The sequence below is a fragment of the Sphingobium aquiterrae genome, from assembly GCF_037154135.1.
Lineage (GTDB): Bacteria > Pseudomonadota > Alphaproteobacteria > Sphingomonadales > Sphingomonadaceae > Sphingobium > Sphingobium aquiterrae.
This window is the reverse complement of record NZ_JBANFL010000017.1, coordinates 93951-118693: the sequence shown is the minus strand read 5'-3', so window position 1 is coordinate 118693 and position 24743 is coordinate 93951. Positions and strand designations below refer to the sequence as shown.

General features: G+C 67.3%; 29 protein-coding genes and 1 pseudogene. 27 read left to right on the top strand and 3 right to left on the bottom strand.

Features of this window, described 5'->3' with window-relative positions:
* Window positions 1-24: 24 nt before the first annotated feature.
* A complete protein-coding gene (locus WFP78_RS17825; protein ID WP_336965437.1) occupies window positions 25-243 on the bottom strand; it encodes a recombinase family protein in 219 nt (72 codons plus the stop codon).
* Between the two features lie 55 nt (window positions 244-298).
* On the opposite strand from WFP78_RS17825, the pseudogene WFP78_RS17820 reads away from it, so the two are divergent.
* From WFP78_RS17820 to WFP78_RS17810, 3 genes and pseudogenes are all read left to right on the top strand, one after another.
* Window positions 299-877 (top strand): annotated as a pseudogene (locus WFP78_RS17820) (phage portal protein); the annotation flags it as partial.
* 5 nt (window positions 878-882) lie between these two features.
* Window positions 883-1194: a DUF6127 family protein gene (locus WFP78_RS17815; RefSeq protein ID WP_336965441.1), complete on the top strand. Its 312-nt coding sequence runs from the start codon at window positions 883-885 to the stop codon at window positions 1192-1194.
* Complete coding sequence (locus WFP78_RS17810) at window positions 1191-1613, top strand: HK97 family phage prohead protease (protein ID WP_336965435.1); 423 nt, start codon at window positions 1191-1193, stop codon at window positions 1611-1613. Before WFP78_RS17815 ends, WFP78_RS17810 begins: the two co-directional genes overlap by 4 nt.
* Before the next feature lie 301 nt (window positions 1614-1914).
* Here the strand turns inward: WFP78_RS17810 and WFP78_RS17805 are convergent, their stop codons facing one another.
* Window positions 1915-2586, bottom strand: a complete 672-nt coding sequence (locus WFP78_RS17805; RefSeq protein WP_336965433.1) for a phytanoyl-CoA dioxygenase family protein — start codon at window positions 2584-2586, stop codon at window positions 1915-1917.
* Between the two features lie 191 nt (window positions 2587-2777).
* On the opposite strand from WFP78_RS17805, the gene WFP78_RS17800 reads away from it, so the two are divergent.
* The 16 genes from WFP78_RS17800 (at window position 2778) to WFP78_RS17725 (ending at window position 16001) form a co-directional block, all read left to right on the top strand.
* A complete protein-coding gene (locus WFP78_RS17800; protein WP_336965431.1) occupies window positions 2778-3917 on the top strand; it encodes a phage major capsid protein in 1140 nt (379 codons plus the stop codon).
* A gap of 132 nt (window positions 3918-4049) precedes the next feature.
* Window positions 4050-4694, top strand: coding sequence for a head-tail connector protein (locus tag WFP78_RS17795; RefSeq protein ID WP_336965429.1), 645 nt, complete (start codon window positions 4050-4052; stop codon window positions 4692-4694).
* Complete coding sequence (locus tag WFP78_RS17790) at window positions 4691-4915, top strand: hypothetical protein (RefSeq protein WP_336965427.1); 225 nt, start codon at window positions 4691-4693, stop codon at window positions 4913-4915. The genes WFP78_RS17795 and WFP78_RS17790 overlap by 4 nt, the downstream gene beginning before the upstream one ends.
* Window positions 4912-5322, top strand: coding sequence for a DUF3168 domain-containing protein (locus WFP78_RS17785; RefSeq protein WP_336965426.1), 411 nt, complete (start codon window positions 4912-4914; stop codon window positions 5320-5322). The genes WFP78_RS17790 and WFP78_RS17785 overlap by 4 nt, the downstream gene beginning before the upstream one ends.
* Before the next feature lie 18 nt (window positions 5323-5340).
* A complete protein-coding gene (locus tag WFP78_RS17780) occupies window positions 5341-5748 on the top strand; it encodes a phage tail protein (RefSeq protein WP_336965423.1) in 408 nt (135 codons plus the stop codon).
* Window positions 5745-6056 carry a gene transfer agent family protein gene (locus tag WFP78_RS17775; RefSeq protein ID WP_336965421.1) on the top strand — a complete coding sequence of 104 codons (312 nt, stop codon included), beginning with the start codon at window positions 5745-5747 and terminating at the stop codon, window positions 6054-6056. Before WFP78_RS17780 ends, WFP78_RS17775 begins: the two co-directional genes overlap by 4 nt.
* A 2-nt stretch (window positions 6057-6058) precedes the next feature.
* Entirely contained in the window at window positions 6059-6265 is a 207-nt protein-coding gene (locus WFP78_RS17770; protein ID WP_419722995.1) for a phage tail assembly chaperone, read from the top strand.
* A complete protein-coding gene (locus WFP78_RS17765; RefSeq protein ID WP_336965418.1) occupies window positions 6258-6821 on the top strand; it encodes a tail tape measure protein in 564 nt (187 codons plus the stop codon). Before WFP78_RS17770 ends, WFP78_RS17765 begins: the two co-directional genes overlap by 8 nt.
* A 14-nt stretch (window positions 6822-6835) precedes the next feature.
* The gene (locus WFP78_RS17760; protein WP_336965416.1) at window positions 6836-9154 is read left to right on the top strand and encodes a DUF2460 domain-containing protein; all 2319 of its coding nucleotides are present in this window, start codon (window positions 6836-6838) and stop codon (window positions 9152-9154) included.
* The gene (locus tag WFP78_RS17755) at window positions 9151-9975 is read left to right on the top strand and encodes a DUF2163 domain-containing protein (RefSeq protein WP_336965414.1); all 825 of its coding nucleotides are present in this window, start codon (window positions 9151-9153) and stop codon (window positions 9973-9975) included. Before WFP78_RS17760 ends, WFP78_RS17755 begins: the two co-directional genes overlap by 4 nt.
* Window positions 9972-10376 carry an NlpC/P60 family protein gene (locus WFP78_RS17750; protein ID WP_336965411.1) on the top strand — a complete coding sequence of 135 codons (405 nt, stop codon included), beginning with the start codon at window positions 9972-9974 and terminating at the stop codon, window positions 10374-10376. Before WFP78_RS17755 ends, WFP78_RS17750 begins: the two co-directional genes overlap by 4 nt.
* A gap of 21 nt (window positions 10377-10397) precedes the next feature.
* A complete protein-coding gene (locus tag WFP78_RS17745; protein ID WP_336965409.1) occupies window positions 10398-12596 on the top strand; it encodes a phage tail protein in 2199 nt (732 codons plus the stop codon).
* A 44-nt stretch (window positions 12597-12640) separates the two neighbouring features.
* Entirely contained in the window at window positions 12641-13147 is a 507-nt protein-coding gene (locus WFP78_RS17740) for a DUF2793 domain-containing protein (RefSeq protein WP_336965406.1), read from the top strand.
* A 206-nt stretch (window positions 13148-13353) separates the two neighbouring features.
* A complete protein-coding gene (locus WFP78_RS17735; protein ID WP_336965404.1) occupies window positions 13354-14427 on the top strand; it encodes an OmpA family protein in 1074 nt (357 codons plus the stop codon).
* 454 nt (window positions 14428-14881) lie between these two features.
* Entirely contained in the window at window positions 14882-15421 is a 540-nt protein-coding gene (locus tag WFP78_RS17730) for a superoxide dismutase family protein (RefSeq protein WP_336965402.1), read from the top strand.
* A 76-nt stretch (window positions 15422-15497) separates the two neighbouring features.
* A complete protein-coding gene (locus WFP78_RS17725; RefSeq protein ID WP_336965400.1) occupies window positions 15498-16001 on the top strand; it encodes a low molecular weight protein-tyrosine-phosphatase in 504 nt (167 codons plus the stop codon).
* 274 nt (window positions 16002-16275) lie between these two features.
* Here WFP78_RS17725 and thpR read toward each other — a convergent pair whose 3' ends face one another.
* A complete protein-coding gene (gene thpR, locus WFP78_RS17720; RefSeq protein ID WP_336965397.1) occupies window positions 16276-16815 on the bottom strand; it encodes an RNA 2',3'-cyclic phosphodiesterase in 540 nt (179 codons plus the stop codon).
* Window positions 16816-17529: 714 nt separating this feature from the next.
* Here thpR and WFP78_RS17715 point away from each other — a divergent pair.
* From WFP78_RS17715 to WFP78_RS17680, 8 genes are all read left to right on the top strand, one after another.
* Window positions 17530-18273 carry a Bax inhibitor-1/YccA family protein gene (locus WFP78_RS17715; protein WP_336965395.1) on the top strand — a complete coding sequence of 248 codons (744 nt, stop codon included), beginning with the start codon at window positions 17530-17532 and terminating at the stop codon, window positions 18271-18273.
* 178 nt (window positions 18274-18451) lie between these two features.
* Complete coding sequence (hrcA, locus tag WFP78_RS17710; protein WP_336965393.1) at window positions 18452-19498, top strand: heat-inducible transcriptional repressor HrcA; 1047 nt, start codon at window positions 18452-18454, stop codon at window positions 19496-19498.
* Window positions 19495-20064 carry a nucleotide exchange factor GrpE gene (gene grpE / locus WFP78_RS17705; RefSeq protein ID WP_336965390.1) on the top strand — a complete coding sequence of 190 codons (570 nt, stop codon included), beginning with the start codon at window positions 19495-19497 and terminating at the stop codon, window positions 20062-20064. Before hrcA ends, grpE begins: the two co-directional genes overlap by 4 nt.
* A 237-nt stretch (window positions 20065-20301) precedes the next feature.
* Entirely contained in the window at window positions 20302-20919 is a 618-nt protein-coding gene (locus WFP78_RS17700) for a PadR family transcriptional regulator (protein ID WP_336965387.1), read from the top strand.
* Window positions 20919-21200 carry a DUF2218 domain-containing protein gene (locus WFP78_RS17695; RefSeq protein ID WP_336965384.1) on the top strand — a complete coding sequence of 94 codons (282 nt, stop codon included), beginning with the start codon at window positions 20919-20921 and terminating at the stop codon, window positions 21198-21200. The genes WFP78_RS17700 and WFP78_RS17695 overlap by 1 nt, the downstream gene beginning before the upstream one ends.
* Window positions 21201-21433: 233 nt before the next feature.
* A complete protein-coding gene (locus tag WFP78_RS17690; protein WP_419722996.1) occupies window positions 21434-22714 on the top strand; it encodes an amidohydrolase in 1281 nt (426 codons plus the stop codon).
* Between the two features lie 69 nt (window positions 22715-22783).
* A complete protein-coding gene (locus WFP78_RS17685; RefSeq protein WP_336965379.1) occupies window positions 22784-23101 on the top strand; it encodes a hypothetical protein in 318 nt (105 codons plus the stop codon).
* 243 nt (window positions 23102-23344) lie between these two features.
* On the top strand, window positions 23345-24733 hold the full coding sequence (locus WFP78_RS17680) for a TIGR03013 family XrtA/PEP-CTERM system glycosyltransferase (protein WP_336965376.1): 1389 nt from the start codon (window positions 23345-23347) through the stop codon (window positions 24731-24733).
* Window positions 24734-24743 lie beyond the last annotated feature (10 nt).

The window sequence follows — 24743 nt, the reverse complement described above, 5'->3', positions numbered from 1 at the left end:
AACCATCGAAATGAGGGGTCCCTTTTAGACGCCGATCACCCCGCTAACGGGGTCCTTTTTGCACGCCGATCCACAATCCTTGAATTCCGCAGCCAAGGTCCAACCCTGCTGCTCAATAAACGCGCGCCCATAGGTAAGCTGCCGCTCGATGCTGTGCCCCTCTTTTTGACGAAGGGACGAGAAGCGCGCGTAGAGGTAGGCGGGCTTGGGGTTAGGGAATTGGTGATCCTGCTTTGCCATCATGGGACTGTCCTAAAAACACAGCGTTAGAAAACCGTGTAAAACCGTCACCACATTGGCGACGGTATGGAACAAGGCGTTGCTGGACAATGCGGCGCGGCCTTCGGGGGCGCTGGTCTATGATCCGGGCGGCGACGGCGCGGCGCTTTCACCCGATCAATATGCGCGGCTGAAGGAGGAGATGGAGGCGGCTTTCCAGGGTGCCGACAATGCCGGGCGGCCGATGCTGCTGGAGGGCGGCCTCAAATGGCAGGCGCTGAGTTTGACGCCGGCCGACATGGATTTCGTGGGGCTGAAGGCGGCGGCGGCGCGGGAGATTGCGCTGGCTTTCGGCGTGCCGCCGATGCTGATGGGGCTGCCGGGCGACAATAGCTATGCCAATTATCGCGAGGCCAATCGGGCGCTGTGGCGGCAGACGGTGCTGCCGCTGGCGGAGCGGATCTTGGGCGGGATCGTGCAGGGGCTGGCGGACTGGCTGCCGGGGGTGAGCCTGTGCGTGGATCGGGAGGCGATCCCCGAACTGGCCGAGGAGCGGCTGGCGTTGTGGGAGCGGGTGAGCGCGGCGGATTTCCTGAGCGCGGACGAGAAGCGGGCGCTGCTGGGGATTGCGGCGGTGGAGAGCGGGAGGATGGCATGAGCGCGATGGGTGATGGCGAGATGCTGGCGCGGCTGGTGGCGCAGGCGGAGGGCGATGGCGCGGACCTGGTGATGATCCGCGCGCTGGTGGAGGAGGCGAGCGAGGCGGGCGCGGGCCGGGCGCTGGAGCGGGTGGGGCTTTCGGATCGCGGGGCGGCGGACGATGTGAAGGAACTGCGCGAGCTGCTGCGCGCCTGGCGCGACGCGAAGAAGAGCGCGCGGACGGCGGCGATCGGCTGGCTGGTGCGCGGCGTGCTGGCGCTGCTGCTGATCGGCATGGCGGTGAAGCTGGGGCTGTTCGACCTGGTGCGCGGGTGAGCGGCGGGGGCGGGGCGGTGCGCTTTGCCGGTTATGCGGCGATCTTCGACCGGGTGGACCGGGGCGGGGACGTTGTGCGCAGGGGGGCCTTTGTTGGGATCGCCGGGCGGGCGGTGCCATTGCTGTGGCAGCATCGGCCCGAGGCGCCGATCGGGATGATCGAGCGGATGGCGGAGGATGTGCGGGGCCTGAGGGTGATCGGGCGGATTTCCGCGCGGACGGCGGCGGGGCGGGACGCGATTGCGGCGCTGCGGGCGCGGCGGCTGGATGGGCTGTCCTTCGGCTATCGGGTGCGGGAGGCGCGGGGTACGGCGCCACGGGAACTGGTGGCGTTGGATTTGCTGGAGGTGAGTTTGGTGAGCGCGCCGATGCAGCCATTGGCGCGGGTGGAGGCGGTGGAGGATAGCGCGGATTTATAGGGTGGGAGGGCTGGGGGCGATTAGAGCATCGTGTGGAAAAGTGGGAACCGGTTTTCCGCAAGAAACGATGTGACAACAAAAGAAGAGAGCGCGTGACTTGAGTCTGACTAAACGCAGCGCGCTCTCATAGCGGCCATTTCCTTTTCCGTCATTCTGACGGAAGTCAGGATTCATTGGCGCAAAGTTGCGTGGATGTTCCGGCGCCTGCGCTCCTGGATCCCGGATCAGGTCCGGGATGACGAAAGGGGGGAATGTCGCCTCTCCACCCGGACCATCCGCCCACTGTCTACACGTCCACTGCCTAAATCCCCATCCAGCTCAGTCCGTTGGGCAGCGTGTCGGCGCTATAGTCGATCTGGAGGACGCGGCGGCGGGTGGGGTAGCTGGCGGCTTCGGAGGCGTGGAGGATGGGCGTGGCATAGGCCCAGATGTCTCCCGCGGCGGCGAGGCAGGCGTGGGTGCCGCATTGTGTGACGAGATCGGGGATGTCCGTTTCGGGCACGCGGCCTTGGCGGTGAGAGCTGGGGGCGATGAGCAGCGGGGCGTTGTCCATGCTTACCGGATCGAAATGGATGCGCAGTGTGACCATGCAGTCGAGCAGGGCTTGCGGCGGGGCGACATGGGGGATGCCGTCCTTGACAGTCCATGGACCGAAGCCGGGAGTGTCGATGCGCGACTGGACGGCGATGGTGCGATCCTGATGCCAGGCGAGCGACCAGTTGTTGTGCGCGGATTTGTCGAACAGCAGGCAGCGGACGGGGTGTGTGGTTGCGCCGAGATGCGCGGCGGCGTGGCGGCCGATGATGCCGCTTGCCTCCAGCATCGGGCGTAGCGCGGGATAGCGGGTGATGCGGATACCGGGCTTGCCGGTGTCGATTGGTTTCAGGGTGGCGAGGAGCTTTGAGATGGCGTCGTTATCGAGCGCGGCGGGGATGTGTTGGGCGCCGTCTGTGGCGAGGGTGAGCGGGGGCATGACATTGGGTTAACCTTTGGCCTTGCGGGATGGAAGCCGTCTTGTGCGCCTGCGTGGGTAGGTGCCCAGTGCGCGAGGGGGGGGCGCCTGAACTCTGGGTTCCTGCCTGCGCAGGAACACGGGGACGGGCATTTCAGGATTTTGGTGTGGGCGGTCCATTTGGGCCGCCTTTTTTCATGTGGGAGACAGGCATGATCGAAGTGAAGGCCGAGGGACTGGAGGCGCGTTTTGACGCGATTTTGCAGGAAGAGCGGGTGGCGGCGCTGGAGGCGGACTTGGGCGTGTTGAAAGGCCAGGTGGAGGATGCCCGGCGCGCGGTGCTGCGCCCGGCGTTGGATGGCGTGAAGGGGGTGGGGATCGATCCGATGCGGACGGCCTTTGTCGACCGTTATCTGCGGCAGGGGCTGGAAGCGGGGGTGGAGCTGAAGAGCTTTTCCGGCGCCACCGGGGCTGCTGGCGGCTATGCGGTGCCGCGCGAGATCGACCAGATGATCGATGCGGCGCTGAAGGGCGCTTCGCCGATCCGGTCGGTCGCCAATGTGGTGAAGACGGGGAGCGCGGGTTATCGCAAGCTGGTGACGAGCGGCGGCGTCGTGTCCGGCTGGGCGAGCGAGACGGGGGCGCGGGCCGAGACGGGGACGCCGACCTTCAACGAGATCGCCCCGCCTTCGGGTGAGTTGTACGCCAATCCGGCGGCGAGCCAGGCGATGCTGGACGATGCGCAGTTCGATGTCGAAGGCTGGCTGGCCGGGGAGATCGCGCGCGAATTCGCGGTGGCGGAAGGGACGGCGTTCGTCAGCGGCAATGGGACGAACAAGCCCAAGGGCTTCCTGACCTATACGACCACGGCGGAGGCGGACGCGGTGCGGGCGTTCGGTTCGCTGCAATATGTGGCGTCGGGCGCGGCGGGCGGCTTTGCGGCGTCGAGCCCGCAGGATCGGCTGATCGACCTGGTGCAGTCGTTGAAGGCGCCCTATCGGCAGGGGGCGGTGTTCGTGATGAATGCGGCGACCTTGGCGCGCATCCGCAAGTTCAAGACGAGCGACGGCGCGTTCCTGTGGCAGGCGTCGCTTAGCGTCGGGCAGCCCGACACGCTGCTGGGCTATCCGGTGGTGGAGGCCGAGGCGATGCCGGATGTGGCGGCGGACAGCCTGTCCATCGCTTTCGGCAATTTCGCCGCCGGCTATGTGATCGCCGAGCGCAACGAGACGAGCATCCTGCGCGATCCCTTCAGCAACAAGCCGTTCGTGCATTTCTATGCGGTGAAGCGCGTGGGCGGCGCGGTGGCGAACAGCGAGGCGATCAAGCTGATGAAATTCGCCGCGAGCTGATGATGGGGATGAAGTTCGTTCCATAAAGCTAACTCGTCACCCTGAACTTGGTTCAGGGCCTATTTCTCTCCACATTCCGGGCCACCCGGAGGCGAAATGGATGCTGAAACAAGTTCAGCATGACGACTCTATGTGACGAACTTCATTCCAGATGACGAACGACCCACGAAGCCGGGCGGCACGCTGAGCCGCCCGGCTTTTTTACATGGCATTCAGGATGGGCGGGAGCGGCGGATGGCGGTGGAAGAACAGGAGCCGGAGGGCGAGGCCGTGCCTCTGGACGCGGTGAAAGCCTATTTGCGGATCGAGACGGCGGGGGACGATGCACTGCTGGTCGGGCTGGTGCGGGGTGCGGTGGCGCTGTGCGAGCAGTTTCTGGGGCAGTGGCTGATGATCCGGGAGGCGCGCGAGACGGTTGCGGTTTCCGGGGAATGGCGGCGGCTGGAAGCGCGGCCGGTGCGGGCGATCCTGTCCGTCATGGGGATCGATGCGGCGGGGGCCGAGATGGCGTTGCCGGTGGAGAGCCATGCGGTGGATATCGATGCCTCCGGCGATGGCTGGGTGCGGGTGCGTGGCGTGCCGGGAATCGGGCGGGTGGCGGTGCGCTATCTGGCGGGGATCGGCGAGACGGGCGAGGCGCTGCCCGAGGCGTTGCGGCAGGGGGTGATCCGGTTGGCGGGCGACCAGTATCTGCGGCGCGGTGGGGCGGAGGGCGACCAGCCGCCGGCTGCGGTGACGGCGCTGTGGCGGCCCTGGCGCAGGATGCGGCTGGCATGAGGATGGCGGGGCTGGAGGCGCGCGGGCGCGCGGCGGCGGAGGCGCGGGCTGCCGCGCGGCGGGTGGCGATGGCGGCGGCGGTCATGGCGCAGATGCCAGGCGTCGGTGCGCGGGTGGAGGGGGATGCGGTGATCCTTTCCGGCGTGGGGCTGATGGCGCGGCGGGCGCGTGATCCGTGGCTGCGTAATCCGGCGCTCTGGATGCAGGAGGACGGGATATGAGCGCGGAGATCGCGGCGCGTGGGGCGGTGCTGGCGGCGCTGCGGGACCATGGCGGGCTGATGGCGGTGCTGAACGGCGTGCATGACGGCGCGCCGGTGCAGGCGAGTGCCCCTTATGCGGTGGTGGGCGAGGCTATCGGCAGCGAGTGGGGCACCAAGGATGCCGACGGATGGGAGGTCCGCGTGGGGCTGAGCCTGTTCGACCGGGCCGAGGGCAGCGGGCGGCTGGGCGAGATGATGGCGATGGCGGATGCGGCGGTGCGCGGCATTGGCGCCATGGCGGGGTGGGAGGTGGGGAGCATCGTCTTCCTGCGATCCCGCGCGGTGCGGCGGAGCGCGGCCGAGCGCGATGGCGGCGGGTGGAGCGCGACGCTGGATTACCGGCTGCGGATGCTGCGGGCGCTTTGACAATTTGGGAGAATGGCGATGGCAATCGAGAAGGGTAGCGCGTTCCTGCTGAAGGTCGGGAATGGCGGCAGTCCGGTGAGCTACGAAACCGTGGCGGGGATGCGGACGACGCAGATGTCGGTGGGCGGCGAGGCCGTCAATGTGACGAGCAAGGACAGCGGCGGGTGGCGTGAACTGCTGTCGGGGGCGGGCATCAGGTCGGTGAGCGTGTCGGCGGCGGGGCTTTTTACCGGGTCGGCGGCGGAATTGCGGGTGCGCGGCCATGCGCTGGCCGGGACGATCGAGGATTATGAGCTGAGCTTCGAGAGCGGGGAGCGGATGCGCGGGCGCTTTCTGGTGACGCGGCTGGACTATGCCGGGGATCATAATGGCGAGCGCAGTTACACGATGAACCTGGAAAGCTCCGGGCCGGTGGTGAGCCTGTGAGCGGGGTGAATGTTGCGCGCGGGGAGGCGGCGCTGGTGGTGGATGGCGCGGCATTGCGCCTGCGGCCGAGCTTTGCCGCGCTGGTAGCGGCGGAGGGGGAATTGGGATCGCTGTTCGCGCTGGTGGAGCGGGCGGCGGCGGGCGGGCTGACCCTGGCGGAGATGGTGGGGCTGTTCTGGCACTGCATCGTCGATCCGCCCGAGGGGATGACGCGGGAGGCGCTGGGCGAGGCGATGCTGCGCGGGGGACTTGCGGCGGCGACGCCGGTGCTGGGGACGATCCTGCGGCAGATATTGGCGGGACGCTGAAGGTGCTGGCGGGCGGCTTTGCGCAGGCGGCGGGGCGGCTTTCGGGCATGGCGGCGTGGCTGCTGGGGTGGCGGCCGGGCGACTTCTGGGCGGCGACGCCCGATGAGCTGGCGGCGATATGGGCGGTGGCGCGGGGTGGGGACGGGGCGGGCGTGCCGCCCGATTCCGGCCAGATCGCGCGGTTGAAGGAGATGTTTCCCGATGGATGAGGAAATCGACAGCCTGGTGGTGCGCGTGCGTGCCGATACCCAGGGCTTTGCGCGCGACGTGGCGACGATGCGCGACGGGCTGGAAGGGCCGCTGGCGGCGGGGGCGGACCGGGCCGGGCGGGCGATCGAGACCGGGCTGCTGCGCGCGGTGCGGACGGGGCGCTTTGGTTTCGAGGATTTGCGGCGCGTGGCGCTGGGCGTGCTGGACGAGATTGCGGCGTCGGCGGTGCGGTCCGGTGTCGGCGCGATTGGTGGTGGAGGATCGGGTGGCTTGCTGGGGCTGGGCGTGGGGCTGCTGGGCGCGGCGCTGGGCCTGCCGGGGCGGGCGACGGGCGGGCCGGTGGCGCCGGGGCGGGCCTATCTGGTCGGCGAGCGGGGGCCGGAGATGTTCGTGCCGACGAGCAGCGGGCGGGTGGAAGCCGGGCAGGGTGGAAGCGGCGGGCGCGACGTGCGGGTGAACATCACCGTGAACGCGGCGGGCGGCGATGCGCCGCAGGCGCTGGCGCGCAGCGCGCGGCAGGTGGCGCGGGCGGTGCGCGGCGCGATCAATCAGTGACAGGAGGGCGGGCGATGGGGTTCTGGCTTGCCGGGGAACGGCAGGGGCAGGAGGCGGGCGTGGTCAAGCGCTTTTCCCCGCCTTTCTGGACCGTGAATTTTCCACGGCCGATGATGGCGGCGGTGACGACGAGCGCGCCCGATGCGTTGCGGGTGGATGCGATGTTCTGCGGATCGGGCGATCTGGCGGGGCTGATCTGGGAGGCGGAGGACCGGATCGACCATGTTCTGCTCGCTTATGACACGCGGCGGGATTTTCGGGCCTGCACATTGCGCTTTCATTGGCGGAGTGCGGGGGTGAAGGCGCTGGATGTCGTGCATGGACCGACGCTGACGATCGAGGGGCGGGACGCGGCGGGGAGCCCGCGCAGCTGGTTCGTGCGGCTGTGGAACTATGCCAGTGGTGGCCCGGAAGATTCTGATATCGTGCTGGATTTTGGTGCGCTTGAGGGTGGCTTCACGCTGCCGGGGGAGGCCGATCCGTTGTGGGCGGGCGATGTCGACCGGATGTTCATCTCGCTGGTGGCGCCGGGCTATGATGCGGGGGATGCGCCCTTTGCCGCGCCGGTCGAGGGATGGGTGGAACTGACCGGCATCGCCTGCGACGGGTCGGGATCGGTGCTGGGCATCGGCGACGTGATGGTGCCCGAACATGGGCTGTCGATGGCGACCGGCTATGACGACTGTTTCAACCAGACGCCGGAGCGGGTGCTGCGGACGATCGTGGCGCTCGGCTATCGCGGGGCGATCAACCATTATGTGGGCATGAGCCATTATTTCCGGCTGGTCCGGGTTGACGGGGCATGGCTGGCGGATGCGGGGGGCGGGGCGATCAATGGGCCTTGCGCGGCGTGGCACCGGGATTTTGCGGCGCGGGCGGCGGCGCTGGGCTTCGACGTCATCTGGTCGCTCTCCTATGAATTGCTGGACACCCATTGCCCGGAGGCGTGGAAGCAGCGGGCGGCGGATGGCGACCCGGCGCTGACCGGGTGGGAGCCGCCGTCCACATTGCTGTCGCCGGCGCATGGCGGGGCGATGGCGTATCTGCAGGGGGTGGCGCGGGCCTTTGTGGCGATCGGCGTGGCGGCGGGGCTGGCGCCGCGCTTTCAGGTGGGTGAGCCCTGGTGGTGGATCATGCCCGATGGACGCATCTGCCTGTATGACGATGCGGCGCGGGCGGCATTGGGTGGCGCGCCTGTGGCCATTCCCGATATGCGGGGCGCGCTGGACGGGGCGCAGGCGGCGCTGCTGGATGCGGCGGGGGCGATCCTGTCGGCATCGACGGCGGGGCTGTGTGCGGCGGTGCGGGAAGAGGCGCCGGGGGTGGTGACGCATCTGCTCGCCTATCTGCCGACCATCCTTAACCCCGAAATGCCCGAGGCGAAGCGGGCGAACCTGCCGGTCGGATGGGCGGCGCCCGCCTTCGATGTGCTGCAGCTGGAGGATTATGACTGGGTGACGCAGGGGCGATCCGCGCTGACCCGCGCGGGCGTGGCGGCGGCGACGGCGCGGCTGGGTTATCCGGTCGAGGAGCAGCATTATCTGGCGGGCTTCGTGCTGGCGGCGGAGGATGCCGGGCAATGGGCGCGGATCGCGCAGGCGGCGGACGCGGCGGTGGCGCGCGGGACGGCAACGACCTTCATCTGGGCGCTGCCGCAGGTGGCGCGGGATGGCTTTACCTGTTTCAGAATGGATGGAGATGGTGCCATGCAAGCCTTTGATGATGTGGTCTTTCCCTTGTCCATCGGCGGGCAGGCGAGCGTGGCGCCGCAATTTTCGACGCGGATCGCGGAAGGGATTTCCGGGCATGAGCGGCGGAGCAGCGAGTGGGCGGATGCGCGGTTGAGCTTCGACGCTGGGCCGGGGGTGCGATCCGAGGCCGATCTGGCGGAACTGGTGGCGTTTTTCCGGGCGCGGCGGGGGGCGGCGCGGGGCTTTCGCTTTGGCGATCCGTTCGATGACCGCTCCTGCGCGCAGGGGCTGTCGCCGGGAGTGCTCGATCAGCGGCTGGGATTGGGGGATGGCGCCGTGAGCCAGTTCCAGCTGTGCAAATATTATGGCGAGGGGGCGGAGCCGCAGCAGCGGGTCATCACCCGGCCGGTGGAGGGCAGCATCCGCGTGGCGGTGGATGGGATGGAGAGGACTGGCGGGTGGACCCATGCCGGCAAGGGCGTGATCGCCTTCGATGTCGCGCCCGCCGAGGGCGCTGTGCTGACGGCGGGGTTCCGCTTCGACGTGCCGGTGCGCTTTGCCGAGGATCGGCTGGAGATCGGCCGGGCGACTTTTGCGGCGGGCGAGGCGCTGTCCGTGCCGCTGGTGGAAATCCGCGAATGAGCGCGGCAGAGATATTGGCGCAGCCGCTTGCCGCGCTGGCCTTTTGCTGGCGGCTGGCGCGGCGCGACGGGGTGACGATTGGCCTCACCAGCCATGATCGCGATCTTGCGGTGGATGGCCTCGTCTATCGCGCGGCGCCGGGCATGGTGCCCTCTGCCGTGCGCTGGGGGACGAGCGCGAGCAGCGAGAGCATGGACGTGCGCGGGATGATCGGCAGCGATGCGATCAGCGATGTCGATCTGGATGCGGGGCGGTGGGATGGCGCGGCCTTGTGGCTGCACCTGACCGAATGGACCGATCCGGGCGCGCTGTGGCTGGAGCTGGCGCGGGGGACGATCGGTGCGGTCGAGCGGGCGGGCAATGGCTTTACCGCCGAACTGGTCGGGCCGTCGGCGGTGCTGGACGAGGCGGTTGCGCCGGCGACGTCGCCCGATTGTCGCGCGGCGCTGGGGGACGGGGCGTGCCGGGTCGATCTGGCGCTGCGGCGAGCGATGGTGTCGGTGGTTTCGGTGGAGGATGCCCAGGTGGCGATTGCGGGCGGCGGGCTGGTGGAGGGGCCCTATGTCTTTGGCACCTTGCGCTGGCTGACGGGCGAGAATGCAGGGATGGCGCAGGCGATCGTCGCATCGACGGGCGGACAGGTGACGCTGACGGACCCGCCGGCCTTTGCCGTGCTGCCGGGGACGCGGGCGATGCTCACCGAGGGGTGCGACAAGCGGATCGAGACCTGTGCCGCGCGGTTCGGCAATGCGATCAATTTCCAGGGCGAGCCCTATCTGCCGGGCAATGACCTGCTCACCCGCTATCCGGGGGCCGGATGATGGCGCGGCGGGGGGAACGGATCGCGGCGGCGGCGCGGCAATTGGTGGGTGTGCCGTTCCGGCTGCATGGGCGGTCGGCGGAGGCGGGGGTGGATTGTGTCGGGCTGGTGTTGCTGGCGATGGCGGCGGCGGGGCGGCTCAGGGCTGAGCCGGGGCGCTATGGGTTGCGTGGCGGGGATGCGGAGACTTTTGCGGGCTGGATGAAGGCCGCGGGGTTGCGGCGGGTGCGCAAGGGCCGGCCGGGCGACCTGATGCTGGTGCGGCCGGGGCCGGCGCAATTTCACCTGATGATCTGTGTGGAGGGCGGCACGGTGCATGCCCATGCGGGGCTGCGCCGGGTGGTCGAGATGCCGGGTGCGCCGCCATGGCCGATCATCGGCCGGTGGCGGGACGGGCGATAAGCGAACGGGAAGGGATAGCCGATGGCGACGTTGATCCTGACGGCGGTGGGCACCGCCATCGGCGGGCCGGTGGGTGGCGCGCTGGGCGCCTTGCTGGGGCGCTCGGTCGACCAGATGGTGCTGGGCGGGGGGAGCCGCGAGGGGCCTCGGCTGAGCGACCTGCAGGTGCAGACATCGACCTATGGCAGCCAGGTGCCGCAGATATTCGGCACGATGCGGGTGGCGGGCACGGTGATCTGGGCGACCGACCTGCGCGAGACGAAGACGAAGAGCGGCGGCGGCAAGGGGCGGCCGAGCGTCACCCAATATAGCTATGCGGCGAGTTTCGCGGTGGCGCTGTCGGCGCGCCGGGCGATGGCGGTGGGGCGGATCTGGGCGGACGGCAATTTGTTGCGGGGGAGCGCGGGGGATTTCAAATCGGAGATCGGGGCGTTTCGTTTTCATGACGGGAGCGGGGATCAGCCGCTCGATCCGCTGATCGCGGCGGCGCAGGGGATCGCGCAGACGCCGGCGCATCGCGGCATCGCCTATGTGCTGTTCGAGGACTTGGCGCTGGCCGATTTCGGCAACCGCATCCCCTCGCTGACATTCGAGCTGATCGCCGATGATGGCGAGGTGGAGATCGGCGCGATCGCGCGGGCGCTGAGCGGTGGCCGGGTGACGGGCGAGGATGCCGGCGCAGTGATGGGCTATGCGGCGAGTGGCGAGAGCATGGGTGTCGCGTTGCAGCCGTTGGTCGAGGCGGAGGGGCTGAGGCTGTGTCCGGGCGAGGATGGGCTGGTGCTGAGCGGGCGCCGGACGGGGGATGGCGATGTGGTTCGGCGCGACAGGCTGGTGGCGCGGATGAATGGCGCTGTGGGGGACGCGTGGCGGCTGTCGCGGCAATCGGCGGAGGCGGTGCCGGTGCGGCTTTCGGTGCGGCATTATGATCCGGCGCGCGATTATCAGGCAGGCATCCAGAAGGCGGTGCGGCCCGGCCCCGGGCGCAGCGAGGCGAGCATCGAGATGCCGGCGGTGATCGGCGCGGCGCGGGCGCGGACGCTGGCGGATCGAAGGCTGGCGCGCGACTGGGCGGGGCGGCGGCAGATCGACCTGACGGGCGACTGGAGCGCATTGCCCTATGCGGCGGGGCGGCTGGTGCAGGTGGAGGATGAGCCGGGCTTGTGGCTGGTGGAAACGCAGGAATGGGATACGGGCGGCGTTGCGTTGCACCTGCGACGAATGGCGCAGGGCGGGGGGCTGGCGGTGCCGGTGTCTTCGGGATCGGCGGTCAGTCAGGCCGATGTCGTGCATGGGCCGACGACCCTGCTGCTGGCCGACCTGCCGCCGCTGGATGATGCCGCGCCTGTGGCTGCGACGATCGTGGCCGCGGCGGCGGGAGCGTCTGCCGGCTGGCGGCGGGCGGCGCTGTTCACAGTGGCGCCTGCGAGCGGCATTGCCGAGGATGCCGGGCAGACGGCGCCGGCCGCGACTTTGGGGCAGGTCGTCACGCCGCCGGGGGATGGTGCCACGACGCTGTTCGATGATCTTTCGTCCATGGATGTCGAACTGCTGGCTGACGACATGGTTTTGATGGCGGCGGACGATGCGGCGCTGGGGCAGGGGGCGAACCTGTGCCTGGTCGGGCGCGAGCTGGTGCAGTTCGGCCGGGTGCAGGCGACCGGGCCGCGCCGGTTCCGCCTGACGCGGCTGTTGCGCGGGCGGCGCGGGAGCGAATGGGCGTGCGCGGGCCATGATGCGGGCGAACCCTTCCTGATGATCGACGCCGAGCGGCTGGCGGCAGTGCCGGCGAGCGCCGTGCATCCGGGCGCGACGCTGAGCATGATGGCGATCGGCATCGGCGATCTTGTGCCGGCGGCGGCGAGCCTGGCGATCTCCGGCGAGGCGCTGATCCCGCTGGCGCCGGTGCATCTGCATGTGACCCCTGATGGCGTGGGCGGGCGCAGGATCGGCTGGACCCGGCGGAGCCGTGCGGGCTGGCGCTGGAACGATGGCGTGGATGCGCCGCTGGGCGAAGAGGGTGAGCGCTATGCCATCACCGTGACCGATGGCGCGACGGTGGTGCGGACCGCCGAGAGCGCGGTCGCCGAATGGACCTATGATGCGGGCATGGCGGCGGCGGACGCGGCGGCGGGGTTTGGCGGGCCGCTGGTGCTTTCCGTCCGCCAGCTCGGCACCTTCGCCATTGGCCGGGCGGCGACCGTCGCGCTGACGGCGTGACCTATGGCCTGACCTGTAAGGTTTGACTGACATGGAGAATATCGATGGCTGACGACAATAGTCCCCGCCTGCTGCTGCCCCTGCTGCATGCCGGGCAGGCGCAGAAGGAGCTTTTCCATAACGAGGCGCTGATGCGGCTCGACCTGCTGGTCCATGCGGCCGTTGCCAGTGCCGGTCTGGCGACGCCGCCGGTGTCGCCCGGGATCGGACAATGCTGGATCGTCGCTGCGGGGGCGACCGGCGACTGGGCGGGGCAGGAGGGTGCCATCGCCATGTGGAGTACCGGTGGATGGCGCTTTGTCGCCGGTCGCGAGGGGATGCGCCTGTGGGTGACGGATCGGGCCGCCGCCATGCAGCATGACGGCGCCGGATGGGATGACGAAGCGATGCGTGCGGACGGCTTTTACGTGAACGGGGATAAAATCATCGGTGCCCGCGCGTCCGCCATCGCCGATCCCGGCGCGGGCGGCGCCACCGTGGATGCCGAGGCGCGATCCGTGATTGTCCAGATCCTTTCTGCGCTGCGATCGCACGGCCTTGTCGCCAGTTGATCTTTGCTGCGCCGCCCACCGGTTCCACCGCGGCGCAAGAAAAAATTGTCGTGCATCCGGGCGCTTCAAGCCGTTGCGCAAGGGAAATAGCCCGCACAACTGCGGCATTTATGCAACAATTCAGGCATTTGCGTACTTGCCATGAAACTTTCCCGAAGCTAGAGGATTACAGCAGTCCTTCGTGACACTTTTGAAAGGGGAAGTTTATGCGGAAGCTCGCACTCGCTGCAGCGCTTGCTACCACCGCGCTGGCCACTCCGGCCTTCGCTCGCGACAATAGCTGGTACGTCGGTGCCGATGCTGGCGCGATGATCGTGGAAGACACCGATCTGACGGTCATCAACAAGATCGCCACTGCCAACTACAACACCGGCTTCGACGTCGATGGCGTCATCGGTTACGACTTCGGCGGCTTCCGCCTCGAGTCCGAAGTTGGCTTCCGTCGCGCATGGACCGACAAGGTCTCTTATGTGAACCCGGCGATCGACAGCACGCGCGGCAACATCCGTTCGCTCAGCTTCATGATCAACGGCCTGCTCGACTTCGGTCCCGATGACGGCCTTCAGGGCTTCGTCGGCGGCGGTGTCGGCGTTGCACGCACCTATATCTACACGCTGAACACCGACGATTCGGACACCGGCTTTGCCTGGCAGGCACTGGCTGGCGTGCGTTATCCGATCACCAGCCATCTCGATGCGTCGCTGAAGTATCGCTACTTCCAGCATCCTGACCTGGGTATCGTGACCAGCAATGCGCTGGGCCCGATCGGCGCCGGTCGTGACGTCGACGCGAAGATGAAGTCGCACAGCATCCTGGCGGGTCTGAGCTACAACTTCGGCGAACCGGCTGCTCCGCCGCCGCCGCCTCCCCCGCCGCCGCCGCCTCCCCCGCCGCCTCCGCCCCCGCCGCCTCCGCCGCCGGTGGCAGAATGCACCCCGGGACCGTATATCGTGTTCTTCGAATGGGATAAGTCGAACATCACGCCTGATGCCGCGACCATCCTGGACAATGCGATCACGGCTTATGGCAGCTGTGGTGGTGCGCAGGTCATGCTTGCCGGTCACGCTGACAAGTCGGGTTCGGCTTCGTACAACGTCGGCCTGTCGCAGCGCCGCGCTGACTCGGTCAAGGCTTACCTGACGTCCAAGGGCATCGGCGAAGGCGTGATCGCGACCGAAGCGTTCGGCGAAAGCCGCCCGCGCGTCGAGACTGCCGACGGCGTCCGCGAACTCCAGAACCGTCGCGTGGAAATCACCTACGGTCCGGGTTCGGGCAACTAAGCTTCGCTTCAATCCCCGGTGGATTGACACAGGCGGATTGATGCAATGGATGGGGCCGGTCCTTCGGGATCGGCCCTTTTCTTTTTGGGCGCCTGCTTTTTTTCGGGCGGTTGCGCGGATCGCTGCGGATGAGCGCCGATCCGGGATCGGCATGGTGGCGGAAATGTGCCGCGGCGCTGCCGGCCATGGGCGAAACGGGGGCGATCTTCCTGCCCATTGCCTGCTGGCAGGTGAGGATGGCGGCCCGATTGGGGCGTTCCGGGCGACCGGCAAGATGGGGCCAAGCGGCTGTCTTTGCGTGGATATGTCGGGGCGGTGATGTGGTTCGGTATATCCCCTGCGGCCTCGGGTGTGCTGCAACATGGGGCGTGACAAGCGGCACCTATGGGGGCAACATTCCGGCGCCTGCCGCGTTCTCCCCCAGCGGATCTGATTCTCCAGAGGAGCCTCCCTCATGACATTCCCGAAGCTCGTCCATCTTTCCCTGCTCGCGCCGGCGGCTCTGCTTGCCGGTTGTGCCACGGCATCCGGACAAGACGCAGCACCGCGCGCGACGGCGTCGCTGCTGGCCGCCGATGGGACGCCGCGCGGCACGGTCGCGATCACCCAGGACACCCATGGCCTTGAGGTGACGGTGAAGGCGCTGGGCGTGACGCCGGGTGTGCATGCCGTCCATATCCACACGACCGGCATGTGCGTGGCGCCCGACTTCACCAGTGCCGGCGGCCATTGGAACCCGACCGGCAAGCATCATGGCAGCGAGAATCCGCAGGGCATGCATATGGGCGACATGCCCAACATGACCGTGGGCGCCGATGGGACCGGCACGCTGACCTACACCATTGCCGGGGGCATGCTGACCGGCGGCGCGACGCCGTTGCTGGATGCCGATGGCGCTGCTGCGGTGATCCATGCCGGGCCGGACGACATGAAGTCCGATCCCGCGGGCAATGCCGGCGGGCGGATCGCCTGTGGCGTGCTCTCCCTCGGCTGATCGGGGATAGCGGTGCGGCAAGATGAGCAGCTCTGAGGCGGGAGAGGCTGGGGAGGCCGGTCGCATGGGGCCGGCCATGCCTGCCCGCATCCTGCCGGCCCGCATCCTGTTCGTCTGTCTGGGCAATATCTGCCGCTCGCCCATGGCCGAAGGGGCGATGCGCCGGGTCGCGTCGGACCGGGGGCTGGCGATCGAGATCGATTCCGCCGGGACGGGATCATGGCATGTCGGTGAGCCGCCGGACCCACGGGCGCAGGCGACCGCGCGGCGGCATGGCGTCGACATTGCCGGTCTGCGCGCGCGCCAGGTGCGGGCGCGCGACTTTCTGGATTTCACCCATGTCGTTGCGCTGGACGGCCAGAATTTTCGCGACCTTGCCGCGTTGCGCCCTCGAAACACGCAGGCGGAACTGACGTTGTTGCTGGATTATCTGCCGGACCGGAAAGGACAGGGGGTTCGCGATCCCTATTTCGATGCCGACGAAGGGTTCGAAACGGTCTGGGCCGATATTGTCGAGGCGGTGGAGGCCCTGGCCGATCGGCTTGCCGGCATGGATGCGTTGAATGCCGATCGCTCCTAGTCATCTGGAACTGAAATGCGTTCGTCATGCTGAACCTGTTTCAGGGTAGCCGAGGCGGGTGATTCGGCTGCGCATTACGCCTCCCGGTGGACCGGAATGTGGGAAGGAATAGACCCTGAACCACGTTCAGGGTGACGCGCTTTCGATGGCATGCACTGCGTTTCCATCACACGGGCGCGGTTTGCGATCCGATTGCATCGGGTCAACCGCTCTATGCTTTTGATGTGACGCATTTTCCGAGCCGTCAGGTGATGCCGCCTGGCTGGAAAATGGCCTAGCGCTCCGTCAGCCGATAGCGTTCGGCCAGATGATAGACCGCGCCTTCGCTCCCCAAAATGCTTTCATAAAGGCCGAATTCCCGCACCGCGAACGGTGGCGAGGAGAGGCCGCCATGGGCTGCGACGAAATCGTCGAGCGGGCCGGTGCCGCGGTTGGCGCGGGCGAGGGTGATATGCGGCAGATAGGCCCGCATATCCGGCGCGACCCCGGCGTTGACGCAGGCGCGGTCGACGCTGCGATGGAGCCGGCCGACCTCGTCATGCGGCTGCACGCCGGCCCACAGCGCGTTCACCCGGCCGCGCTGGTCGAAGCTGCCGACGCCATGCAGGGCAAGGGTGAACATCGGGCTGGTTATCCGCGCGAGGGCATCGGCAATGTCGGCGGCGCGATGACGATCGACCTCGCCGATGAAGCGCAGGGTCAGGTGCAGTTGATCGTCGCCCTGCCATCGCGCGCCTTCCACGCCCTGCATCAAGCCGAGCAGTTGCACGCGGATGGCGGCGGGTGGGCGTATGGCGACGAACAGCCTGTGCATCGCGACATGTTAGAACATCGTGCGGGAACGGGGGAACCGGTTTTAGGACCGATCGCCATTCAACCCATGTCGGACGAGTCACCTGCCGCGCTTCAATGGCTGCGCTCCGGTGCTAGGACGAATCGACATTCAACTCTCTTGAATGATTGAGCTATGTTTATTCCAATTCGTCATGCTGAACGTGTTTCAGCATCCATTCCTCCACATGCGCGATGGCTTCAGGAGGTGCGATAGATCCTGAAACACGTTCAGGATGACGATGGTCCTGGCTGTAACCAACCTGCCCTCTTCTGAATGTCGATTCGTCCTAGGCAATCACCCTTTTGCCCTGCGGTCGTCCGCGGCTCCGGCTCGACCTGACCCGAATGGCGATCGATCCTGGTCGCGTCGGATTTAACGCCGCGCGCTCCGGGGCGGTTTCCGTGCCGCCATTTCCGCGCCGTTGGGCGTTTCCGCCCGGCGCGACATGGCCCCGGAGTTTTTCCCCGCCGGATGACTTCATCGGGCGGCGCGGAAAATGCGGAAACCGGAAGGGGGATGGCGCATGATCCGTTTCATGCCGATCGGATCATGGCGCCAGCGCCCTTGCCCGGGGGAAAGCGATCGGTCCGCTTTTTCGCACCAGTCCGCTTTTCCTTGAAAGCCGGCGGCATACGCACGATAATGGGGGAAAGGACGGCGGCAATCATGCCGGCGTCAGGGAGATATCTTCTCATGGCGAACTGGTCTGATCCCCGGCCGAACATGGTCGGCATCGGCACGGCAGCGGGCACGCAGGCCGAGCGTTTAGACGCTGGCCTGCGCAGCTACATGCTCTCGGTCTACAATTATATGGCGAGCGGCGTGCTGTTGACCGGCCTTGTCGCCATGTTGTTTTCCTGGGGCGGCGCGAATTCGCCGGCCGCGCAGGTGCTGATGGCGCCGGGCATTTTGAAATATGTCATCATGTTCTCGCCGATCCTGTTCGTGATGGCGCTGAGCTTCGGCATGTCGCGCATGTCGACGGGGACCGCGCAGGCGGTCTTCTGGGGTTATGCGGCGGTGAACGGCCTTGGCCTTTCCGCGATCTTCCTCGTCTATACCGGGCAGTCGGTGGCGCAGGCCTTTTTCGCGACGGCGGCGGCGTTCGCCGGCCTCAGCCTTTTCGGCTACACGACGAAGCGCAACCTGTCGGCCATGGGCGCCTTTCTGGTGATGGGCGTGTTCGGGCTGCTGATCGCGATGGTGATCAACATCTTCCTGAAGTCGACGGGCATGGAACTGGCGATCAGCATGCTTGGCGTGCTGATCTTCGCGGGGCTCACCGCCTGGGACACGCAGCGCATCAAGTCTGAATATGCTGTCGTCGCCGGCACGGAATGGGAAGGGAAGAGGGCGATCAACAGCGCGTTGTCGCTGTATCTCGACTTCATCAATATGTTCCTGTTCCTGCTGCGGCTGATGGGCAATCGCGACTGATCGCGATCCTGCACGCTTTCATGCCATGCCCCGGCGCCTCGATGTGCCGGGGCATGGCGCCGGAATATGGTGTTGCGGGAAGCGCTCCGGCGATGCACCGGCCATTCCGGTTCCGGCCATGATGGCCCCGGCTCTTGCGGTCATCATGCCCGCAGCGTCCGTCAGGCGGATATGACCCATGGTGACGACGACCTCCATCGGCGAACTCAACGACCGGGCGCGGGATGTCTTTCGCCTGGTGGTGGAGAATTATCTGGGCACCGGCCTGCCGGTCGGCTCGCGCACGATCAGCAAGCTCGCGCTGCTCAACCTGTCCCCCGCCTCGATCCGCAACGTCATGCAGGATCTGGAGGAACTGGGCCTGCTTGCTGCGCCGCACACCTCGGCCGGGCGGATGCCCACGGAAACCGGTCTGCGCCTGTTTGTCGACGGCATGATGCACACCGCGGAGCCCTCGCTGGAGGAACGCCGCGCGATCGAGGGCAGGCTGACGGAGGCCGGCCCGATCGAGGAGGCATTGTCGGCGGCGACGATCGCGCTTTCGGGCCTGTCGGCCTGCGCGGGGATCGTCATGGTGCCCAAGCGGGAGCCGATGCTGCGCCAGTTCAGCTTTGCGCCGCTCAATGGCGGGCAGGCGCTCGCCGTGCTGGTGGGGCGCGACGGATCGGTGGAAAACCGGGTGATCGACCTGCCCGAAGGCGTGACCCCCAGCCAGCTCAACGAAGCGGCGAACTATATGACGGCGCGGCTTTCCGGCCTGACATTGCGCCAGGCGCAGGCGCGGATGCGCAGCGAGCTGGTGGACGACCGCGAGATGCTGGACGGCGTGGCGCGCGATCTGGTGGAGCGGGGCCTTGCCATCTGGTCGGCCGACAGCGAGGATCGGCCGGTGCTGATCGTGCGGGGACAGGCCAATCTGATCGATGACGGCATGGCGGCCGACCTGGAACGGGTGCGGCAATTGCTGGACGAGCTGGAAGGCAAGCAGGAGATCGCCCGGTTGCTGGAAAGCGCGCTGGCGGGCACCGCGACCAAAATCTTCATCGGATCGGAAAACAAGCTCTTTTCCTTGTCGGGCTCATCGGTCATAGCGGCGCCTTATCATGCGAGCGACGGCCGCGTGGTCGGCGTGGTCGGGGTGATCGGCCCGACGCGCTTGAACTATGCCCGCGTGATCCCCATGGTGGATTTCACCGCACAGACCCTGTCGAGATTGATGAAATGAACGAAGACCAACAGATCGAAAATCCGCAGATGGCCGAGGATGTGGCCGAGGCGACCGGCGCTGCCGGTGCGGCCGAAGACGCGCTGGGCGCGCTGGAAAGCCGCCTCTCGACCCTGGAAGACGAGCTGGCGACCGCCAAGCAGGACGTGCTCTATGCCCATGCGGAGACGCAGAATGTCCGCCGCCGGCTGGAAAAGGAACTGATCGACGCGCGCGCCTATGCCGCCACGGCCTTTGCCCGCGATGTGCTGTCGGTGTCGGACAATCTGACCCGTGCGCTGGCCGCCATCCCCGCCGACCTGCGCGAGGACGAGAAGATGAAGGGCCTGGTGACGGGCCTTGAGGCGACCGGCCGCGAACTGGAGAGCGTGTTCCGCAAGAACGGTATCGAGCGGATCGAGGCGATCGGCCAGGCGCTGGACCCCAACAAGCATCAGGCGATGATCGAAATGCCGAGCGCCGATGCCGCGCCGGGCACCATCGTGCAGGAAATGCAGGCCGGCTACATGATCAAGGATCGCCTGCTGCGCCCCGCGCTGGTGGCGGTGGCCAAGGCGCCGGAATAGGCCCTGCCAGGCGGGAGGCTGGACATCGGCCTTCCTGGAAGTACGTAACAGGAAAGGGCGTCTCCGCTGGCCGGAGGCGCCCTTTTTTGCGTCTGGCACGGGGCGCTTTGCCGGCGGATGCGCGGTCGGGCATATCTCATGTGATCACGAAAGATGCATTAAGATATATCTCAACTCTTGACCTTGGGCAATTTTAAGATATATCGTGAGTCAAACAAGATGCACCAAGGAGTATATATGCATTTCTTTCGACAATATGATCCGCGCGGTTGCTCGCCCATGGGGCGGGGCTGGGGCGGGCCCGGCGGGCGCCATGGTTTTGGCGGCGGCCGGCACGGCCATGGCGGACATGGCGGCCGCGATGGTCCCTTTGGCGGCGGCAGGGGCGGGCGCCGGCGCCTGTTCGGCGGCGACGAGCTGAAGCTCATGCTGCTCAACCTGATTTCGGTGGAGCCCCGCCACGGCTATGACCTGATCCGCGAGATCGAAGCGCTTTCGGGCAGCGCCTATGCGCCCAGCCCCGGCGTCATCTACCCCACGCTCACGCTGCTGACCGACATGGGCTATATCAGCGAGCAGCCGGGCGAGGGCAGCCGCAAGCTGTTCGCGATCACGCCGGCGGGCACCGCCTTCCTTGAGGAAAACCGCGATACGCTGGCCGACGCCATGGAACGGCTGGAGGCGCTGGCGAAGATGAGCGAGCGCACCGATGGCGCCCCCATTCGCCGTGCGATGCAGAATCTGGCCATGGCCCTGCGCACCCGCCTTGAAAAGGAAGGCGCCGATGCCGACACCATGCTGGACGTCGCGGCCCTGATCGACGAGGCGGCGAGCAAGATCGAAAGGTTGAAGTGATGGCAAGCGCCACGGCACAGGTGCCGACGAAAAGCGGCAGCCGCTACCTGCAGCAGCTCTGCAAGCATTGGAGCCACAAGTTCGAGACGGACTTCGATGCCGAGCGCGGCACCATCGCCCTGCCGATCGGCACGGCGACGATGGTGGCCGCGCCCGACAGCCTGAACGTCACCGTCACCACCGACGAGGCGGACGGGCTGGACAGGCTGAAGGAGGTGGTCGCCAGCCACCTCGACCGCTTCGCCTTTCGCGAGGCGCCGCTGACTTTCGACTGGCGGTGAGAGGGCGGGGCGGCCCGGTGCCGCCCATGGGCCCGATTGCCGGCGCATCTTCTGCCCGCATTCCACAGCCCGCATCCCTCTGGCGGTGACGGGATTTCTCCTTATGCTGCCGGGCAGCAAGGGAGATATTGATGCGCCATTCCGTTCCGGCCGTGCTGGCCGCCATGCCGTTCGTCCTTGGCCTTTCCGTTTTCGGCCCGTCCTTTCTCGATACACCGGCATCGGCCAAGCCCATGGAGGGGCCCGCAGCGGCGGGCCTCAACGCCCGGATCAGGGGCGACATGCCCGGACTGATGACGCTCTACCGCGATCTGCATGCCAATCCGGAACTGAGCGGGCAGGAGGTGAAGACGTCGGCGAAGCTGGCGGCGGAGGCGCGGCGGCTGGGCTTCACGGTGACGGAGAAGGTGGGCGGCACCGGTGTCGTCGCGGTGATGAAGAACGGCGCCGGGCCGGTGCTGATGATCCGCGCCGACATGGATGGGCTGCCCGTGGTCGAGCAGACCGGGCTGCCCTTTGCGTCGAAGGTGCGGGCGACCACCGATGACGGGATCGAGAGCGGCGTCATGCACGCCTGCGGCCATGATACCCATATGACGAGCTGGGTGGAGACGGCGCGGCTGCTGGCGTCGATGAAGGACGCATGGTCCGGCACGCTGATCATGATCCTGCAGCCCGCCGAGGAGACCGGGCGCGGCGCGCGGATGATGCTGGAGGACGGGCTGTTCACCCGTTTCCCCAAGCCCGAATATGCGCTGGCCTTTCACGATGCCGCCAATTTCGAGGCGGGGAAGATCGCCTATACGCCCGGCTATGCGCTCGCCAATGTCGACAGCGTCGACATCCTCGTGCGCGGCGTGGGCGGCCATGGAGCCTATCCGCAGACGGCAAAGGACCCGATCGTGCTGGGCGCGCGGATCGTGACGGCGCTGCAGACGCTGGTCAGCCGCGAGCAGGACCCGCAGGACCCCGCCGTGGTGACGGTCGGCTCTTTCCGTGGCGGCGCGAAGCATAATATCATCCCCGACGAGGCGACGCTGCTGCTGACCGTGCGCAGCTATTCCGACGAGACCCGCAGGAAGCTGCTGGACGGCATCGCCCGCATCGCCAAGGGCGAGGCGATCGCCGCCGGGGTGCCGGAGGACCGGATGCCGGTGGTGAGCGTGAAGGACGAGTTCACGCCCGCGACCTACAATCCGCCGGAATTCGCCGAACAGACCGCCGCCCTGTTCAAGGCGCATTTCCCCGCCAGCCAGGTGGTGCGTGCGCCCGCGGCCATGGGCGGCGAGGATTTCGGCCGCTTCTACCGCGCGGACAAGAGCATCAGGAGCTTCATCTTCTGGGTGGGCGGCGTGCCGGCCGCGCAGATGGCGAAGGCGGCGAAGGGCGAGGCCAGCCTGCCGTCGCTTCACAGTCCTTTCTGGGCACCGCAGGCCGACGCCGTCATCCCCGTGGCAAGCGAGGCGATGACGCTGGCGGCGCTGGACATATTGGCCAAGGGCCGGAGCCGATAGCGGCCGGGCGGTGAAACGGAACCTTCCGGCGCCATAATCGTTGATTCCCGGCCCAGGAGGAGAGGCCGGATGGCGCAGCGCCACAGCATGGACGAAGAGGACCGGTCCGGTATCGACCCCGATGAGGAACTGTCGGCCGGGGGTTCTTCCAGCGGTGTCATCCTTGCGATCATCGTCATCGCGGTGCTGCTGGCCATTGCCGCGATGATGATGTTTCCGGACCGCGATCGTTATCATGACAATGAGGCCGGGACACGCGCCGCCCAGTCGATGGACCGGAGCGCGACGGCGCGTGACGATGCCGCCGCCAGGGCCGGCGAGAAGATGCGGGGCGGGGCGTTGCGGCACGAGGCGTTACGCAACGGGATGGGGCGCAACGCCGGTTGAGGCCATTGCCCGTCCATCATCGCCCGTCCATCAGCGCCCGCCTGCCAGCGTCCGCCTCCATCATGCCGTGCCTGCGCATCGCGGCGCGAAACCGGAAATCGCACGCAATCGCCGGCATTCAGAGAATCTTTGCCAAATCCCGTCATGATGGCTGCGGGTGTCGGATTTCCTGACATCGCTGTGTAAAGAACAGCGCGCCGGACCACGTCCTTTCCGCGCGTGCGACGGGATTGTGGACCAACCATGATACGCCTTTTCAAGCATTATGTGCCGCATGCCGTGCTGCTGCTGGGGCTGCTCGATTTCGCGCTGCTGCTGTGCGCGGCCGAGGCCGGCTGGGTGCTGCGCGCGCGCCAGATCGGCATGGATGTGGACTATGTGATGAACCGCATCGGGCCGCTGTCGAGCTTTGCCATCGCGCTGCAGGTGGCGATGATCGCGGTCGGCGTCTACGGCACGGAGGCGTTGCAGTCGCTCCGCTTCGCCATCGCGCGCCTGCTGGTCGCGGTGTCGCTGGGCGTGCTGTTCCTTTCCGTCATGCATTTCCTGCTGCCGGAGATGACGCTGTGGCGCTCCAACTCGCTCTACGCCATGGGGCTGTCCTTCGTCTTCCTGCTGGCCGTGCGCATCATGCTGGGCTCCATGCTGGGCGGCGAGGCGTTCAAGCGGCGGCTGATCGTGCTGGGCGCCGGGCCGCGCGCCGACCGCATCCGCCAGCTGGAGGCGCGCAAGGGGGCGGGCTTCCTTGTCGTCGGCTATATCGGCATGAATGACGGGCCGCAGCTGATCCCGGAGGCGATCAACCGCAGCGCCATCTACAATCTGTCCGATTTCGTCGTGCGGCTGGGCGCGAGCGAGGTCATCCTGGCGCTGGAGGAACGGCGCAACGCCATTCCGATGGCCGACCTGCTGCGCATCAAGACGACCGGCGTGCATGTGAACGACCTGTCGACCTTTCTGGAGCGGGAGACGGGTCGGGTCGACCTGGACAGCGTCAATCCCAGCTGGCTGATCTTTTCCGACGGTTTCTCTGCCAGCCGCCGCCTGTCCAGCATCGGCAAGCGGTTGTTCGACATCGCCGCCAGTTCGGCGCTGCTGATGCTGACCGGCCCGGTGATCGCGCTGGCGGCCATATTGGTGAAGATGGACAGCAAGGGGCCGGCTTTCTACCGCCAGCAGCGCGTCGGCCTGTTCGGGCAGGAATTCTGGATCACCAAGCTGCGCACCATGCGGCAGGACGCGGAAGTCGCCGGCCAGGCGCAATGGGCGGAAAAGGACGATCCGCGCATCACCCGCCTCGGCTATTGGCTGCGCAAGCTGCGCATCGACGAGCTGCCGCAGACCTGGACGGTGCTGAAGGGCGAGATGAGCTTTGTCGGCCCGCGCCCGGAGCGGCGCCAGTTCGTGGACGATCTGGTCCAGCATCTGCGCTATTATGCCGAGCGGCATATGGTGAAGCCGGGCATCACCGGCTGGGCGCAGATCAACTATCCCTATGGCGCGTCGATCGAGGACAGCCGCAACAAGCTGGAATATGACCTCTATTACGCGAAGAACTATACGCCATTCCTCGACCTGCTGATCCTGATCCAGACGGTGCGCGTCATCCTCTGGCCCGAAGGCGCGCGCTAGGGGGCGATGG

Excerpts from the sequence above, each read along its gene's own strand:
- grpE (WP_336965390.1), top strand. The coding sequence starts at position 19,495 with ATGAACGAAGACCAACAGATCGAAAATCCGCAGATGGCCGAGGATGTG.
- WFP78_RS17790 (WP_336965427.1), top strand. The coding sequence starts at position 4,691 with ATGAGGATGGCGGGGCTGGAGGCGCGCGGGCGCGCGGCGGCGGAGGCG.
- WFP78_RS17735 (WP_336965404.1), top strand. The coding sequence starts at position 13,354 with ATGCGGAAGCTCGCACTCGCTGCAGCGCTTGCTACCACCGCGCTGGCC.
- WFP78_RS17750 (WP_336965411.1), top strand. The coding sequence starts at position 9,972 with ATGATGGCGCGGCGGGGGGAACGGATCGCGGCGGCGGCGCGGCAATTG.
- WFP78_RS17740 (WP_336965406.1), top strand. The coding sequence starts at position 12,641 with ATGGCTGACGACAATAGTCCCCGCCTGCTGCTGCCCCTGCTGCATGCC.
- WFP78_RS17780 (WP_336965423.1), top strand. The coding sequence starts at position 5,341 with ATGGCAATCGAGAAGGGTAGCGCGTTCCTGCTGAAGGTCGGGAATGGC.
- WFP78_RS17685 (WP_336965379.1), top strand. The coding sequence starts at position 22,784 with ATGGCGCAGCGCCACAGCATGGACGAAGAGGACCGGTCCGGTATCGAC.
- WFP78_RS17800 (WP_336965431.1), top strand. The coding sequence starts at position 2,778 with ATGATCGAAGTGAAGGCCGAGGGACTGGAGGCGCGTTTTGACGCGATT.
- WFP78_RS17745 (WP_336965409.1), top strand. The coding sequence starts at position 10,398 with ATGGCGACGTTGATCCTGACGGCGGTGGGCACCGCCATCGGCGGGCCG.
- WFP78_RS17755 (WP_336965414.1), top strand. The coding sequence starts at position 9,151 with ATGAGCGCGGCAGAGATATTGGCGCAGCCGCTTGCCGCGCTGGCCTTT.
- WFP78_RS17825 (WP_336965437.1), bottom strand. The coding sequence starts at position 243 with ATGATGGCAAAGCAGGATCACCAATTCCCTAACCCCAAGCCCGCCTAC.
- WFP78_RS17690 (WP_419722996.1), top strand. The coding sequence starts at position 21,434 with ATGGAGGGGCCCGCAGCGGCGGGCCTCAACGCCCGGATCAGGGGCGAC.
- WFP78_RS17680 (WP_336965376.1), top strand. The coding sequence starts at position 23,345 with ATGATACGCCTTTTCAAGCATTATGTGCCGCATGCCGTGCTGCTGCTG.
- hrcA (WP_336965393.1), top strand. The coding sequence starts at position 18,452 with ATGGTGACGACGACCTCCATCGGCGAACTCAACGACCGGGCGCGGGAT.
- WFP78_RS17815 (WP_336965441.1), top strand. The coding sequence starts at position 883 with ATGGGTGATGGCGAGATGCTGGCGCGGCTGGTGGCGCAGGCGGAGGGC.
- WFP78_RS17730 (WP_336965402.1), top strand. The coding sequence starts at position 14,882 with ATGACATTCCCGAAGCTCGTCCATCTTTCCCTGCTCGCGCCGGCGGCT.
- WFP78_RS17760 (WP_336965416.1), top strand. The coding sequence starts at position 6,836 with ATGGGGTTCTGGCTTGCCGGGGAACGGCAGGGGCAGGAGGCGGGCGTG.
- thpR (WP_336965397.1), bottom strand. The coding sequence starts at position 16,815 with ATGCACAGGCTGTTCGTCGCCATACGCCCACCCGCCGCCATCCGCGTG.
- WFP78_RS17765 (WP_336965418.1), top strand. The coding sequence starts at position 6,258 with ATGGATGAGGAAATCGACAGCCTGGTGGTGCGCGTGCGTGCCGATACC.
- WFP78_RS17700 (WP_336965387.1), top strand. The coding sequence starts at position 20,302 with ATGCATTTCTTTCGACAATATGATCCGCGCGGTTGCTCGCCCATGGGG.
- WFP78_RS17715 (WP_336965395.1), top strand. The coding sequence starts at position 17,530 with ATGGCGAACTGGTCTGATCCCCGGCCGAACATGGTCGGCATCGGCACG.
- WFP78_RS17725 (WP_336965400.1), top strand. The coding sequence starts at position 15,498 with ATGCCTGCCCGCATCCTGCCGGCCCGCATCCTGTTCGTCTGTCTGGGC.
- WFP78_RS17785 (WP_336965426.1), top strand. The coding sequence starts at position 4,912 with ATGAGCGCGGAGATCGCGGCGCGTGGGGCGGTGCTGGCGGCGCTGCGG.
- WFP78_RS17695 (WP_336965384.1), top strand. The coding sequence starts at position 20,919 with ATGGCAAGCGCCACGGCACAGGTGCCGACGAAAAGCGGCAGCCGCTAC.
- WFP78_RS17805 (WP_336965433.1), bottom strand. The coding sequence starts at position 2,586 with ATGCCCCCGCTCACCCTCGCCACAGACGGCGCCCAACACATCCCCGCC.